The following is a 13,463-nucleotide window of genomic DNA, read 5'->3' on the forward strand; positions in this document are numbered from 1 at the left end:
ACGCGATGAGAGGCCGCCATCGCTTCATGGCCAGTGCGTCACGCCTCGAAAGTTTCGTGTTGGGGTCGTTTTGCGCTGCACAATGCCGCATTGCTTCTACGACGATAGGCGAAGACTATCGTACGATCGGGCGCCGCGGCAGTCCGGCATCGGTCACGGGCTTCGTCATCATCAGGAGGTTGCGCGCCAGCGGTGCCACCGGCTGCCGGTCCGCCACGATCAGCCCGATCGTGCGCTGGGCCTCCGGCTCGACCAGCGACAGCGCCCTCGTGCCGAGCGGCACGCCGAAGAATTCCAGCAATTGCAGCGAGACGATGCTGGCGACGCCCTGGATGCCGGCATGCGAGCAGAGATTGAAGATCGAGTTGGTCTCGATCATCGGCCGGGGCGCGGTGCCGACCGAGCGGAAGATGCCGTCGATGATGCGCCGGTTCTGCATGTCGCCGGTGAGCAGGCAGAGCTTCTGCTCGGCCGCTTCCGCCCAGGTGATGGTGTCGCGCGCGCCGAACGGCCCGTCCTCGCGCGTCAGCAGCACATAGGATTCCTGATAGATCGGCTTGGAGATCACCCGGTCGAGCGGCTCGTTGTCGAGATAGGTCAGCCCGACATCGAGCTCGAAATCGTCGATGCCCTGCTGGATCTCCTGCGAGGTCAGCGACAGCACGGTCAGCGACACCGCAGGATAGCGCTCCGAGAAGGGCGCGGTGATATGGGCGATCATCGGCAGCGCGGTCGGGATCGCGCCGAGCCGGATGCGGCCGGAGACGCCCTCGCGCAGTTCGGCGATCGAATCCTTCATCACCTCGGCCTCGGCCAGGATGCGCCGCGCATGGGCGAGCACGACCTCGCCCTCCTTGGTGAAGCCCTGGAAGCGCCGCCCGCGCTCGACGATCATCACGCCAAGCTCCTCCTCGAGCTGCCCGATCGCGGCCGAAAGCGTCGGCTGCGAGACATGGCAGGCCTCGGCCGCGCGGCGGAAATGCTTCTCGCGGGCGAGCGCGTCGAGATAGACCAGCTGGCGAATGATCATGGCGTCGGCTCAGAGGCGGCCGAGAGCGCCGCGCGCCCGAGCATCGGCAGCTTGCGCGGGCGATGCAAGCGGCGCGGTTGCATTCCTGCAAACAGCCTGTTGCTGGCGGGGCAACGCCTGGAGAATTGCGCTGCGGCAATCCCGACCCTAACTCCCGGAGGCCGGGATGGCCGGCAGGCAAAAGGCTGCGTCGCGGCCTCGGGATGATCATGGCACAGGAACTGGAATTCGGGCTCGACACCTTCGGCGACGTCACTCATGGGGCGGATGGCAAGCCGCTGCCGCATGCGCAGGTGATCCGCAATCTCGTCGACGAAGCCGTCCTGGCCGACGAGATCGGCATCGATTTCATCGGCGTCGGCGAGCATCATCGTGCTGATTTCGCGGTGTCCTCGCCGGAGACGGTGCTGGCCGGCATGGCGACACGCACCAGCCGGATCAAGCTCGGCTCGGCCGTGACCGTGCTGAGCTCGGACGATCCGATCCGCGTCTTCCAGCGCTTCGCGACGGTCGATGCGCTCTCGAACGGGCGGGCCGAGGTCATCCTGGGCCGAGGCTCCTTCACCGAATCCTTCCCGCTCTTCGGTCTCGACCTGCGCGACTACGAGAAGCTGTTCGAGGAGAAGCTCGACCTCTTCGCCGGACTGCTGCCGCAGGAACCCCTGACCTGGCAGGGCTCGATCCGCCCGCCGCTCAAGGACCAGCTCGTCTATCCGCCGGTCGAGAACGGCCCGCTCAAGACCTGGATCGGCGTCGGCGGCAGCCCGGAATCGGTGGTGCGGGCCGTGCGCTACGACCTGCCGCTGATGCTCGCCATCATCGGCGGCGATCCGCTGCGCTTCAAGCCGTTCGTGGACCTGTACCACCGCGCCTATGGCCAGATCGGCAAGCCGGCCAAGCCCGTCGGCGTGCACTCGCCGGGCTATGTCGCGGCGACCGACGAGCAGGCGAAGGAGGAATTCTTCCCGGCCTTCAAGCAGATGCGTGACCGCATCGGCGCCGAGCGCGGCTGGCCGCCGATGGGCCGCGACGAGTTCGAGCAGGAGGTCGCGCGCGGCTCGCTCTATCTCGGTTCGCCCGAGACGGTGGCCCGCAAGATCGCCGCGACAGCCAAGGGGCTGGGCATCGCCCGGTTCCAATTGAAGTACAGCGCCGGGCCGCTGGAGCATGAGAAGGCGATGGAGTGTATCCGGCTCTATGGCGAGAAGGTCGTGCCGCTGGTGCGGGAGATACTGGCTTGAAAGCCTCACACCGTAGCGCTCCGTTCGAGGTCATCCCGGGCGGAGCGCAGCGGAGACCCGGGATCCATGCCGGAACCTTCTTCGGAAGCGCTCCGGAATGGATCCCGGATCGGCGCGGCTACGCCGCTTGTCCGGGATGACCGCGCGGGTGGTTGAGGTTGGAGCGCTCAGGGTGCCTTCAGCGGATCGACCGACAGCGTCCGCTTCAGCGCCCTCAAGCCGAACGTCGTCCGCGTCTGCCGGACGCCGGGAATGCGGTAGATCGTGCCGCGTAGGAAGCGCTCGTAATGGTCGGTGCCGCTGACCACCACCTTGGCGAGATAGTCGTATTCGCCAGTGACCAGATGCGCCTCGACCACCTCCGGCGCCCGGCTCAGCGCCTCGCCGCACTGGTCCAGAACCTGATCGTCATGCTTGTCGAGCGTGATCTCGACGAAGACGATATTGTTGTAGCCGAGCGCCTTGTGGTCGAGCAGCGCGACATATTTCTCGATCGCGCCGGACTCCTCCAATCGCTTCACTCGTGTCCAGCACGGGGAGGGTGAAAGCCCGACCTTCTCGGCCAGCGCCTGCGTCGTCAATCGCCCGTCATCCCGCAACGCAGCGAGAATCTTGCGATCGATCAGATCGAGAGCAGGACCATTCTGGCTCTTTTTGTTCATCGGGAAATCATTCTGGATATATCGGATAAGGCAGATGTTTCTTCTGCCTGATTTCGCCCTTGCCGGCAAATTCGGAATGAACCTCCGAACCGTCCCCGCTAGCGTTGGTTGCAAGGGGAACGATCGCCGGCCTGCTATGCGTCTTGCCGCATCTCTGAAGAGCGTCACAGGCGCTTGCGGGATGCGCGCGAAGGCGGAATGCTGGCGGTGTCAGGGATGGAGGCGCTCATGAGCAGCGACAAGTCAGGCCAGGCGCCGGCAGCAACCCAGCCACTGCAGTTCCATGTTCCCAAACCGGCGAGCCGCCCGGGCGAGAAGCCGGACTTCTCCCATGTCGTGATCCCGAAGGCCGGCTCCGTCGCGCGGCCGCCGGTCGATGTCGATCCCAAGGACATTCGCGACCTCGCCTACTCGATCATCCGCGTGCTCAACCGTGAGGGCGAGGCGGTTGGCCCCTGGGTGCCCGATCTCTCGCATGACGATCTGATCCGCGGCTTGCGCCATATGATGACGCTGCGCACCTTCGACGGGCGCATGCAGATGGCGCAGCGCCAGGGCAAGACCTCGTTCTACATGCAGCACACGGGCGAGGAGGCGGTGAGCTGCGCCTTCCGCATCGCGCTCCAGCCCGGCGACATGAACTTCCCGACCTATCGTCAGGCCGGCCTGCTGATCGCCCACGACTACCCGCTCGTCGACATGATGTGCCAGATCTACTCGAACGAGCGCGACCCGATGAAGGGCCGGCAATTGCCGGTGATGTACTCGTCGAAGGAGCACGGCTTCTTCTCGATCTCCGGCAATCTCGCGACGCAATACGTGCAAGCCGTCGGCTGGGCGATGGCCTCGGCGATCAAGAACGACACCCGCATCGCCGCTGCCTGGATCGGCGACGGCTCGACGGCGGAATCGGATTTCCACGCGGCGCTCGTCTTCGCCTCGACCTACAAGGCGCCGGTCGTCCTCAACGTCGTCAACAACCAGTGGGCGATCTCGACCTTCCAGGGCATCGCGCGCGGCGGTTCCGGCACGTTTGCCGCAAGAGGTCTCGGCTTCGGCATTCCGGCGCTGCGCGTCGACGGCAACGACTACCTCGCGGTCTATGCGGTCGCGCAATGGGCGGTCGAGCGCGCCCGCCGCAATCTCGGTCCGACGCTGGTCGAATACGTCACCTATCGCGCCGGCGCCCATTCCACCTCGGACGACCCCTCCGCCTATCGCCCCAAGCATGAGTCCGATGACTGGCCGCTGGGCGACCCGCTGATCCGCCTGAAGCAGCACCTGATCGCGGTCGGTGCCTGGTCGGAGGAACGCCACAAGCAGGCGGAGGCCGAGATCCTCGCCACCGTCATCGCCGCGCAGAAGGAGGCCGAGAGCTTCGGCACGCTGCATTCCGGCGGTAAGCCCTCGGCGCGCGACATCTTTGAGGACGTCTATGCCGAGCTGCCGCCGCATCTGCGCCGCCAGCGCCAGCAGATCGGAGTCTGACGCGATGGCACGCATGACGATGATCGAGGCGATCCGCTCCGCGATGGATGTCTCCATGGGCCGCGACGACGATGTCGTGGTCTTCGGCGAGGATGTCGGCTTCTTCGGCGGCGTCTTCCGCTGCACTCACGGGCTCCAGCAGAAATACGGGATGTCGCGCTGCTTCGACGCGCCGATCAGCGAGGCCGGCATCGTCGGTACGGCGATCGGCATGGCGGCCTATGGCCTGAAACCCTGCATCGAGATCCAGTTCGCCGACTACATGTACCCGGCCTATGATCAGATCGTCTCCGAGGCCGCCCGCCTGCGCTACCGCTCGGCCGGCGACTTCACCTGCCCGATGGTGATCCGCATGCCGACCGGCGGCGGCATCTTCGGCGGCCAGACCCATAGCCAGAGCCCGGAAGCGCTCTTCACCCATGTCTCCGGCCTGAAGACGATCGTTCCGTCCAACCCCTATGACGCCAAGGGCCTGCTGATCGCGGCGATCGAGGACCCGGATCCGGTGATCTTCCTCGAGCCGAAGCGGCTCTATAACGGCCCCTTCGACGGCCATCACGACAGGCCCGTCACGGCCTGGTCGAAGCATGAGCTCGCCGAGGTGCCGGAGGGCCATTACACCGTGCCGCTCGGCAAGGCGGTGACGCGGCGCGAGGGCTCGGCCGTCACCATCCTCGCCTATGGCACGATGGTCCATGTCGCGCTGGCGGCCGCCGAGGACACCGGCATCGACGCCGAGGTCATCGACCTGCGCACCCTCGTACCGCTCGATCTCGAAGCGATCCTGGCCTCTGTCCAGAAGACTGGCCGCTGCATCGTGCTGCACGAGGCGACGCTGACGTCGGGCTTCGGCGGCGAACTCGCTGCCTTGGTCCAGGAGCACTGCTTCTACCATCTGGAGGCGCCGGTGATGCGCGTCACTGGCTGGGACACGCCCTATCCGCATGCGCAGGAATGGGACTATTTCCCCGGCCCCGCCCGCCTTGGACAGGCGCTGCTAGATATCATGGAGGCACGCTGATGGCCGAGCGCATCATCAAGCTGCCGGATGTCGGCGAAGGCATCGCGGAAGCGGAACTCGTCGAGTGGCACGTCAAGGTCGGCGACATCGTCCGCGAGGACGATCTGCTCGCCGCCGTGATGACGGACAAGGCGACGGTGGAGATTCCCTCGCCGGTCGAGGGCGAGGTCACCTGGGTCGGTGCCGAGGTCGGCGACACCGTCGCGATCGGCTCGGCCATCGTGAAGCTGAAGGTCGCGGGCGAAGGTGCCGCGGCTGAGGAACCTACAGAGGAAGCGCTGGCCGAAAAGCCGGCGCCGGCTCCCGCCGCGCCGCCCAAGGCCGAAAAGCCTGCCGCGCCGGCTGCTCCTGCCAAGCTGGCCGTGTCGCCTCCGCCGCCGAAGCCGGCGCGTGCCGACGCTGCTCCCGCCCAGCGCCGTGCGCCGGGCGAGAAGCCGCTCGCTTCGCCGGCCGTGCGCCTGAAGGCCCGCGAGGCAGGGATCGACCTGCGCCAGGTCCAGGGCACGGGCCCCGCCGGCCGCATCACGCATCAAGATATCGACGCCTTCCTGCTGCGCGGCCCGGAGCCGACCCGTGGCGGCGGGCTCGTCGAGCAGAGCGCCGTCACCGAGGTCAAGGTCGTCGGCCTGCGCCGCCGCATCGCCGAGAAGATGGCGCTGTCGAAGTCGCGCATCCCGCACATCACCATCGTCGAGGAGATCAACGTCTCGCCGCTGGAGGACCTGCGCGCGACGCTCAACAAGAAGCCGACGCCGGAGCGGCCGAAGCTGACGCTGCTGCCCTTCCTGATGCGCGCCATGGTCAAGGCGCTCGCCGAGCAGCCGGCGCTGAACGCGCTCTATGACGACGATGCCGGGATCGTGCGCCAGCATGCCGCGATCAATATCGGCATCGCCACGCAGACGCCGACCGGCCTGATCGTGCCGGTGGTCAAGCATGCCGAGGCGCGAGACCTCTGGGGTTGCGGGATCGAACTCGCCCGCCTCGCCGAGCGCGGCCGCGACGGCACCGCGACGCGCGACGAATTGACCGGCTCGACCATCACCATCACCTCGCTCGGCGCGCTCGGCGGCATCGCGACGACGCCGGTGATCAACTATCCGGAAGTCGCCATCGTCGGCGTCAACAAGATGGTCGTGCGCCCGGTCTGGGACGGCACCACCTTCGTGCCGCGCAAGATGATGAACCTCTCCTCCAGCTTCGACCACCGCGTCATCGATGGCTGGGACGCCGCCGTCTTCGTGCAGCGGCTGAAGGAGCTGCTGGAGAACCCGGCCACGCTCTTCGTGGATATGTGAGGAGCGTGCCATGACCGAAATCACCTGCAAGCTCCTCGTCATCGGCGCTGGCCCCGGCGGCTATGTCTGCGCCATCCGCGCCGGCCAGCTCGGCATCGACACCGTCATCGTCGAGAGCACCAAGCTCGGCGGCTCCTGCCTCAATGTCGGCTGCATCCCTTCCAAGGCGATGATCCATGTCGCCGAGGAGTTCGAGAAGGCGGCGGAAGCCGCCGCCGGCAAGACGCCCTTCGGCCTGACCGCGGCCGAGCCGAAGCTCGACCTGAAACAGGCCGTGGCCTGGAAGGACGGCATCGTCCAGCGCCTCAACAACGGCGTCGCCGGCCTGCTGCGCAAGGCCAAGGTCAAGATCGTCCATGGCAAGGCCCGCTTCCGCGACGGCAAGACGGTCGTCGTCGAGACCGAGACCGGTCCGAAGACGATCCAGGCCGAGGCCATCGTCATCGCGACCGGCTCCGCCCCGGTCGAATTGTCCTTCCTGCCCTTCGGCGGGAACGTGATCTCTTCGACCGGTGCGCTGGCTCTGACCGAAGTGCCGAAGCGTCTCGTCGTGGTCGGCGGCGGCTATATCGGGTTGGAGCTCGGCACCGCCTTCGCCAAGCTCGGTGCAAAGGTCACGGTCGTCGAGGCGCAGGACAAGATCCTGCCGCTCTACGATGCGGAACTGACCGGCCCGATCTCCAAGCGCTTGACCGCGCTCGGCGTCGAGGTGCTGCTAGGGGCCAAGGCGCTCGGGCCTACGCCCAAGGGCGACGGCCTGCGCATCGAGACGGCCGATGGCAAGGAGCGCAGCCTGCCCGCCGACAAGATCCTGGTCACGGTCGGCCGCAAGCCGGTCACCGACGGTCTCGGGCTTGAGAACCTCGTGCTCGACATGGATGGGCGCTTCATCCGCATCGGCGAGCGTTGCGAGACCGCGATGCGCGGCATCTACGCCATCGGCGACGTCACCGGCGAGCCGATGCTGGCCCATCGCGCCATGGCGCAGGGCGAGATGGTGGCGGAGATCGTCGCCGGCCTGCCGCGCGCCTGGGACAAGCGCGGCATCGCGGCGATCTGCTTCACCGATCCCGAGATCGTCTCGGTCGGCCTCTCGCCCGATGAAGCCAAGCGCGCCGACCACGAGCTGAAGATCGGCCAGTTCCCCTTCGCCGCCAATGGCCGGGCCATGACCCGCCATGGCGAGGCCGGCTTCGTGCGCGTCGTCGCTCAGGCCGGCAGCGAACTGGTGCTCGGCATCCAGGCGGTAGGGCAGGGCGTCTCGGAATTGTCGGCGGCCTTTGGCCTCGCCATCGAGATGGGCGCGACACTGCAGGACATCGCCGGCACGATCCACGCCCATCCCACGTTGGGCGAGGCCTTCCCGGAGGCCGCGATGAAGGCGCTGGGCCACGCGCTGCACATCTGAGGCTGCCCGCGACCGATCCGCGCAGGCAGTCGGCTATGATGCATACAATCTTGACATTGTCTGCATCGAGGGCGATCTGAGGGGCGACGCCGAATGAACGGCGCCGTCCTGAGGAGATAATTCCATGTCCGGCGAGCACTGGCCGCCACTCTCTCCGCTCAAGACCGGCCTGCGCGGCCGCTGCCCGCGCTGCGGGCAGGGCAAGATGTTCGAGGGCTTCCTGAAGCTGAAGCCGAAATGCGAGAATTGCGGCCTGGATTATGCTTTCGCCGATCCCGCGGATGGCCCGGCCTTCTTCGTGATGATGTTCCTCTGCATCCCGGCGGTGGCGTTTCCGCTCTGGCTGGAGCTGGCCTACAACCCGCCGACCTGGGTGCATCTGGTCACGACGCTGCCGCTGATCCTGCTGACCTGCATCCCGCCCTTGCAGCCGCTCAAGGGCTGGCTGATCGCCTCGCAATATTTCCACAAGGCCGAGGAAGGCCGGCTCGCGCGTCCGACGCCGCAGGATAAGCCGGTCACCTCGAACTGACGCTGTCGGGCGCGCTCAGCCTCCGTCGCGGATCAATCCGGCGAGCAGGCCGAGCGCTTCCGCCAATCGCGCCCGTTCCGGAATCGCGCCGAGCGCGATCCGGATCGCATCCGGTGCCACGCCGCCCGTGTTGAAGGCATCGGCGGCCATCACGCCGAGGCCAGCGTCGCGAGCGCGTTCAATTAATCGGTTCCGCTCCCAATACGCGGGCAGAGGCTGCCAGACATGCAGGGCATGCGGATGAGCCTGCATCGTTGCGGGCAGGATGTCCCGCGCCAGCGATTGCCGTTCAGCCGCCTCGCGCCGGACGCCGTCGAGCAGGTCCTTTGCCGCGCCAATCCTGATCCAGTGCGCGGCGAGCGCCGTCATCAAGGGCGCGGGCATCAGGGCGGTCGCCCGCAACGCGGCAAGATAGGGGGCGCTGTCGGTTCCTTCCGGCATGACGACGAAGGCCGTTCGCAGGCCGGGCGTCAGCACTTTCGACAAGGTCGCGACATGCCATGTCCGCTCCGGCGCTAGCGCCGCCAGCGGCACGGGCGCATCGCCGGCGAGCAGGCTGTAGGGATCGTCCTCGATCAGGATGAGATCGCGACGGCGGGCGACGGCAACGAGCTCCTCTCGGCGCCGCGCCGGAATGGTGATGCAGGTCGGATTCTGCAGCGTCGGCGTCAACGCGAAAAGCTTCGCGCCATGCCGGCTCGCGGCCTCGTCGAGCGCGTCAGGCAACGGACCGTCTTCATCGCTGGCGACGGGCGCGATCGTCAGGCCCCGCTGCCGCGCCGCACCGATAAGGCCGGGATAGGTAAGCGGCTCCATCAGGACCGTGTCGCCCGGCCGGGCCAGCAGAGAGAGCAGGGCGTTGAGACTGGTCTGCGCACCGGGCACGACGGCGATGCGCGGCGGCGGAACTGTCCCCATCAGCGGCGCCAACCATGCAGCGCCGGCCGCGCGCTCGGCCAGCGAACCTGCGCCGCCATGATAGTTCATCAATTGATCGGCATCGCTGCGCGCCAGGATTTCGGCGATGCCGCGCTGCATCAGCTCGCCGAGCCGCAGGCCCTTCGGCGCGGGCGGGATGGTCATGCTGAGATCGAGCGCCGGCCCCTCCTGCTCCTGCCGGGCGGAGATAAACGAACCGCGCCCCGTCACGGCGTCGATCAAGCCGCGCTCGCGCGCCTCGCCGAAGGCGCGGGTCACCGTGGTAAGGTCGACCGCGAGATGCTCGGCGAGCCGGCGCTGCGGCGGCAAACGATCGCCCGGCCGCAGCAATCCGCTCGCGACGGCCTGTTCAAGCTGTGCGACGATCTGCAGGTAGCGCGGTCCCGCCGTCGGATCGAGCCGGCTGGTCCATGTGAGTGCCTCGTCGCTGTCGGCCATAGCCAACTCAAATTCCATACATTCGTTGGATTGTAGGTATCGCATAGCGCGGCCTGGGCGTTCGCGCCAGAGGCATGCCATCGCTGCCATCCGCATTCGCGGAGATGCCGGTGGTGGCGGGCGTCCTCTCCTGTCATAGAGCGGTTTCAGCCGGGACCGGAGACAGGGCATGGCACGCCTGCGCCTCGATGCGCTCGATCGCAAGATCATCGCGGAATTGCAGATCAATTCGCGCCTTTCGGTGCAGGATCTGGCCGAGCGCGTGGGGCTCTCCGCCTCGCCCTGCGCGCGCCGCATCCGCATCCTGGAGGAGGCCGGCGTCATCACCGGCTATGCCGCGATCATCGACCAGACCAAGGTCGGCCTGCCCATCAGCGTCTTCGTCTCGATCAAGCTGGAGCGCCAGCGCGAGGATGAACTCGACCGCTTCTCGCAGGCCGTGGCGCGCTGGCCCGAGGTGGTCGACTGCTATTTGATGACCGGCCAGCGCGACTATCTGTTGCGCATCGTCGTGCGCGACCTGCCGGCCTATGAGCGCTTCCTCAAGGACAAGCTCACCCGCCTCGACGGCGTCGCCTCGATCGAGACGAGCTTCGCGCTGGGGCAGGTGAAGCGCTCCAGTGCGCTTCCGATCGCGGCGGTGCCGGAGGAGGATTGATGGCGACGGAGCGGCCTACCGCTCCGCCGAAGCGGCCCAGATATTGATCCCGCCATCGACGGCATGCCTGTCGATCGCTGCCAGCTCCTCAGCCGAAAAATCCGGGTTCTTCAGCGCTGCGACGCAGTCAGTCACCTGCTCCGGCCGGCTTGCACCGATCAGCGCCGAGGTGACACGCCCGCCGCGCAGCACCCAGGCGATCGCCATCTGGGCGAGGCTCTGGCCGCGCGCCGCCGCGATCTCGTTCAGCGCGGCGATGCTCTTGAGATTGGCCTCGCTCAGGAAGCCGTCGCGGAAGGAGGGGGCCTTCTTGTCGGCGCGGCTGCCCGCCGGCACGCCCTTCAGGTATTTGTCGGTCAGCATGCCCTGCGCCAGCGGCGAGAACACGATCGAGCCGATGCCCTCCGCGTCGAGCGTATCCAGCAGGCCGTCCTGCTCGATCCAGCGATTGAGCATCGAATAGCTCGGCTGGTGGATCAGGCAGGGCGTGCCGAGCCGGCGCAGGATCGCGGCCGCCTCCTGCGTGCGCTTCGCATTGTAGGAGGAGAGCCCGACATAGAGCGCCTTGCCCTGGCGCACGATGGCGTCGAGCGCGCCCATCGTCTCCTCCAGAGGTGTGTTCGGGTCGAAGCGGTGCGAATAGAAGATGTCGACATGGTCGAGCTTCATCCGCTTCAGGCTCTGGTCGAGGCTGGAGATCAGGTATTTGCGGCTGCCCCATTCGCCATAGGGGCCGGGCCACATTCGGTAGCCGGCCTTGGTCGAGATCACGAGTTCGTCGCGATAACCGGCGAAGTCCTGTTGGAGGATTTCGCCGAAGGCGGTCTCGGCCGAGCCGGGCGGCGGGCCGTAGTTGTTGGCGAGGTCGAAATGGGTGATGCCGAGATCGAAGGCCGTGCGGCAGATCTCGCGCATGTTGGCGTGTTGGCCGGTCTCGCCGAAATTCTGCCAGAGGCCGAGCGAGAGCGCGGGCAATTGCAGTCCGCTGCGGCCGCAGCGGTTATAGCGCATCGCGTCATAGCGGTTCGGATTGACCATGGCTCAAGCCTCTCAATCGATTGAAACGGGCATAAAATGAAGGCCCGGTGGCGTTTGGTCCACCGGGCCTCGCTGTCGTCAGATCGCGATCCGGTCAGGCCGCGGCGTAGCCGACCGTGCCCTTGATCTCCAGGAACTCCTCGAGGCCGAAATCGGCGTATTCGCGGCCGTTGCCGGACTGCTTGTAGCCGCCGAAGGGCGCGCCGGCGTCCCATGCCGGGTAGTTGATGTAGACATTGCCCGAGCGCATCTGCGCCGCGATGCCGCGAGCGCGCTCCTGCGAGCCGGACTGGACATAGGAGGCCAGGCCGTAAGGCGTGTCGTTGGCGCGCGAGACCACCTCGTCGTCGCTCTTGTAGGGCAGGATCGACAGCACGGGGCCGAAGATCTCCTCGCGGGCGATCGTCATGTCGTCGGTCACGCCGCCGAACACGGTCGGGCGGACATAGTAGCCGCGGTTCAGGCCTTCCGGACGGCCCGTGCCGCCGGTGACCAGCGTCGCGCCTTCCTTGATGCCGGCCTCGATCAGGCGCTGGATCTTCTCGTACTGGACCTCGCTGACGACCGGGCCGAGGAAGACGCCATCCGCCGAGGGAGCACCGACCTTGAGCGGCTCGGCCACCTGCTTGGCGATGGCGAGCGCCTCCTCATGCAGCTTCTCCGGCACGAACATCCGGGTCGGCGCGTTGCAGGACTGGCCGGAATTGCGCATCACGCTCTCGACGCCGAGCTTCACCGACTTCTTCAGGTCGGCATCATCCAGGATGATGTTGGCCGACTTGCCGCCGAGCTCCTGATGCACGCGCTTGACGGTGTCCGCCGCCGCCTTGGCGACGAGGATGCCGGCCCGCGTCGAGCCAGTGAAGGAGACCATGTCGACGCCGGGATGGCGCGAGATCGCTTCGCCGACCGTCGGGCCGTCGCCGTTGACGAGATTGAACACGCCCTTCGGCACGCCGGCCTCTTCCATCGCTTCGGCGAAGATGATGGCGTTGAGCGGCGCGATCTCGGAGGGCTTCAGCACCATGGTGCAGCCGGCGGCGAGCGCGGGCGCGACCTTGCACATGATCTGGTTGAGCGGCCAGTTCCACGGCGTGATCATGCCGACGACGCCGATCGGCTCCTTGGCGATCAGGGTGGTGCCGCGCAGCTCCTCGAACTCGAAATTCTCGAGCGTCTCGATCATCTTGGCGAGATGGGCGGTGCCCATCGCGGCCTGCGCGCGGTGCGCCAGTTCCTTCGGCGCGCCCATCTCGCGCGACAGGATGTCGGCGATGGCGTCGTAGCGCTTCTTGTAGGCCTCGGCGAGGCGGCGCATCAGCGCGAGGCGCTCGGCCTTCGAGGTCTTGGCGAAGGCCGGGAAGGCGGCGCGGGCGGCAGCGACGGCCTTGTCGACATCGGCCTGCTCGCCGAGCGCGATCGTGGCGAAGACCTCTTCGTTCGACGGATCGATCACGCCGAGCGTGCGGTTGCCCGACGGCTTCACCCACTGGCCATCGATATAGAATTCGAGCTCATGCGCCATGGTCTGGTCTCCTGCCTCGTCTTGGCTCGGGGCGCGGACAACCTGCCGGAAAGCGGCCGGATATCGATGCCCCGAGCGGGAACTGTGGGTGTCCGACGCGAACGGGCGGCCCTGCGCGATCATGCATCGCCGGCCGCCACCAACGCTGTATCTGACGGGGCGCAACGTTAGGGGGCGGATGCGCG

At 67.1% G+C, this 13,463-nt stretch carries 12 protein-coding genes; 7 read left to right on the forward strand and 5 right to left on the reverse strand.

Annotated elements, in window-relative coordinates; all coding sequences use genetic code 11:
- Positions 1-115: 115 nt before the first annotated feature.
- Positions 116-1,030, reverse strand: a complete 915-nt coding sequence (locus tag NUV79_RS20545; RefSeq protein ID WP_257734929.1) for a LysR family transcriptional regulator — start codon at positions 1,028-1,030, stop codon at positions 116-118.
- Between the two features lie 209 nt (positions 1,031-1,239).
- Here NUV79_RS20545 and NUV79_RS20550 point away from each other — a divergent pair, with 209 nt between their 5' ends.
- Complete coding sequence (locus NUV79_RS20550; protein ID WP_257734930.1) at positions 1,240-2,271, forward strand: LLM class flavin-dependent oxidoreductase; 1,032 nt, start codon at positions 1,240-1,242, stop codon at positions 2,269-2,271.
- A 167-nt stretch (positions 2,272-2,438) separates the two neighbouring features.
- On the opposite strand, the gene NUV79_RS20555 is transcribed toward NUV79_RS20550, so the two are convergent.
- Positions 2,439-2,933 carry an Lrp/AsnC family transcriptional regulator gene (locus NUV79_RS20555; protein ID WP_257734931.1) on the reverse strand — a complete coding sequence of 165 codons (495 nt, stop codon included), beginning with the start codon at positions 2,931-2,933 and terminating at the stop codon, positions 2,439-2,441.
- Positions 2,934-3,161: 228 nt separating this feature from the next.
- Between NUV79_RS20555 and NUV79_RS20560 the strand changes: the two genes are divergently transcribed.
- The 5 genes from NUV79_RS20560 to NUV79_RS20580 all read left to right on the forward strand — a co-directional run bounded on the left by NUV79_RS20560 (position 3,162) and on the right by NUV79_RS20580 (position 8,680).
- The gene (locus tag NUV79_RS20560) at positions 3,162-4,421 is read left to right on the forward strand and encodes a 3-methyl-2-oxobutanoate dehydrogenase (2-methylpropanoyl-transferring) subunit alpha (protein ID WP_061969144.1); all 1,260 of its coding nucleotides are present in this window, start codon (positions 3,162-3,164) and stop codon (positions 4,419-4,421) included.
- Positions 4,422-4,425: 4 nt separating this feature from the next.
- Positions 4,426-5,442 (forward strand): alpha-ketoacid dehydrogenase subunit beta, encoded by a 1,017-nt coding sequence (locus tag NUV79_RS20565; RefSeq protein WP_257734932.1) that lies wholly within the window; start codon positions 4,426-4,428, stop codon positions 5,440-5,442.
- Positions 5,442-6,740: a dihydrolipoamide acetyltransferase family protein gene (locus NUV79_RS20570; protein ID WP_257734933.1), complete on the forward strand. Its 1,299-nt coding sequence runs from the start codon at positions 5,442-5,444 to the stop codon at positions 6,738-6,740. The genes NUV79_RS20565 and NUV79_RS20570 overlap by 1 nt, the downstream gene beginning before the upstream one ends.
- Before the next feature lie 10 nt (positions 6,741-6,750).
- Positions 6,751-8,148, forward strand: coding sequence for a dihydrolipoyl dehydrogenase (lpdA, locus tag NUV79_RS20575; RefSeq protein WP_257734934.1), 1,398 nt, complete (start codon positions 6,751-6,753; stop codon positions 8,146-8,148).
- A gap of 124 nt (positions 8,149-8,272) precedes the next feature.
- Positions 8,273-8,680 carry a DUF983 domain-containing protein gene (locus NUV79_RS20580; RefSeq protein ID WP_257734935.1) on the forward strand — a complete coding sequence of 136 codons (408 nt, stop codon included), beginning with the start codon at positions 8,273-8,275 and terminating at the stop codon, positions 8,678-8,680.
- 15 nt (positions 8,681-8,695) lie between these two features.
- On the opposite strand, the gene NUV79_RS20585 is transcribed toward NUV79_RS20580, so the two are convergent.
- Complete coding sequence (locus tag NUV79_RS20585) at positions 8,696-10,057, reverse strand: aminotransferase-like domain-containing protein (protein ID WP_257734936.1); 1,362 nt, start codon at positions 10,055-10,057, stop codon at positions 8,696-8,698.
- Between the two features lie 169 nt (positions 10,058-10,226).
- Here NUV79_RS20585 and NUV79_RS20590 point away from each other — a divergent pair, with 169 nt between their 5' ends.
- Positions 10,227-10,715, forward strand: a complete 489-nt coding sequence (locus NUV79_RS20590; RefSeq protein WP_257734937.1) for an Lrp/AsnC family transcriptional regulator — start codon at positions 10,227-10,229, stop codon at positions 10,713-10,715.
- Positions 10,716-10,730: 15 nt separating this feature from the next.
- Here NUV79_RS20590 and mgrA read toward each other — a convergent pair whose 3' ends face one another.
- Complete coding sequence (mgrA, locus tag NUV79_RS20595; RefSeq protein ID WP_257734938.1) at positions 10,731-11,753, reverse strand: L-glyceraldehyde 3-phosphate reductase; 1,023 nt, start codon at positions 11,751-11,753, stop codon at positions 10,731-10,733.
- A gap of 94 nt (positions 11,754-11,847) precedes the next feature.
- A complete protein-coding gene (locus tag NUV79_RS20600; RefSeq protein ID WP_257734939.1) occupies positions 11,848-13,278 on the reverse strand; it encodes an aldehyde dehydrogenase family protein in 1,431 nt (476 codons plus the stop codon).
- Positions 13,279-13,463: the final 185 nt, after the last annotated feature.

The sequence above is a fragment of the Allobosea sp. 47.2.35 genome (genome assembly GCF_024655635.1).
Taxonomy (GTDB): Bacteria; Pseudomonadota; Alphaproteobacteria; order Rhizobiales; family Beijerinckiaceae; genus Allobosea.

Coding starts and splice junctions, on each gene's coding strand:
- mgrA (WP_257734938.1), bottom strand. CDS start 11,753: ATGGTCAATCCGAACCGCTATGACGCGATGCGCTATAACCGCTGCGGC.
- lpdA (WP_257734934.1), top strand. CDS start 6,751: ATGACCGAAATCACCTGCAAGCTCCTCGTCATCGGCGCTGGCCCCGGC.
- NUV79_RS20590 (WP_257734937.1), top strand. CDS start 10,227: ATGGCACGCCTGCGCCTCGATGCGCTCGATCGCAAGATCATCGCGGAA.
- NUV79_RS20600 (WP_257734939.1), bottom strand. CDS start 13,278: ATGGCGCATGAGCTCGAATTCTATATCGATGGCCAGTGGGTGAAGCCG.
- NUV79_RS20580 (WP_257734935.1), top strand. CDS start 8,273: ATGTCCGGCGAGCACTGGCCGCCACTCTCTCCGCTCAAGACCGGCCTG.
- NUV79_RS20545 (WP_257734929.1), bottom strand. CDS start 1,030: ATGATCATTCGCCAGCTGGTCTATCTCGACGCGCTCGCCCGCGAGAAG.
- NUV79_RS20560 (WP_061969144.1), top strand. CDS start 3,162: ATGAGCAGCGACAAGTCAGGCCAGGCGCCGGCAGCAACCCAGCCACTG.
- NUV79_RS20555 (WP_257734931.1), bottom strand. CDS start 2,933: ATGAACAAAAAGAGCCAGAATGGTCCTGCTCTCGATCTGATCGATCGC.
- NUV79_RS20565 (WP_257734932.1), top strand. CDS start 4,426: ATGGCACGCATGACGATGATCGAGGCGATCCGCTCCGCGATGGATGTC.
- NUV79_RS20550 (WP_257734930.1), top strand. CDS start 1,240: ATGGCACAGGAACTGGAATTCGGGCTCGACACCTTCGGCGACGTCACT.
- NUV79_RS20570 (WP_257734933.1), top strand. CDS start 5,442: ATGGCCGAGCGCATCATCAAGCTGCCGGATGTCGGCGAAGGCATCGCG.
- NUV79_RS20585 (WP_257734936.1), bottom strand. CDS start 10,057: ATGGCCGACAGCGACGAGGCACTCACATGGACCAGCCGGCTCGATCCG.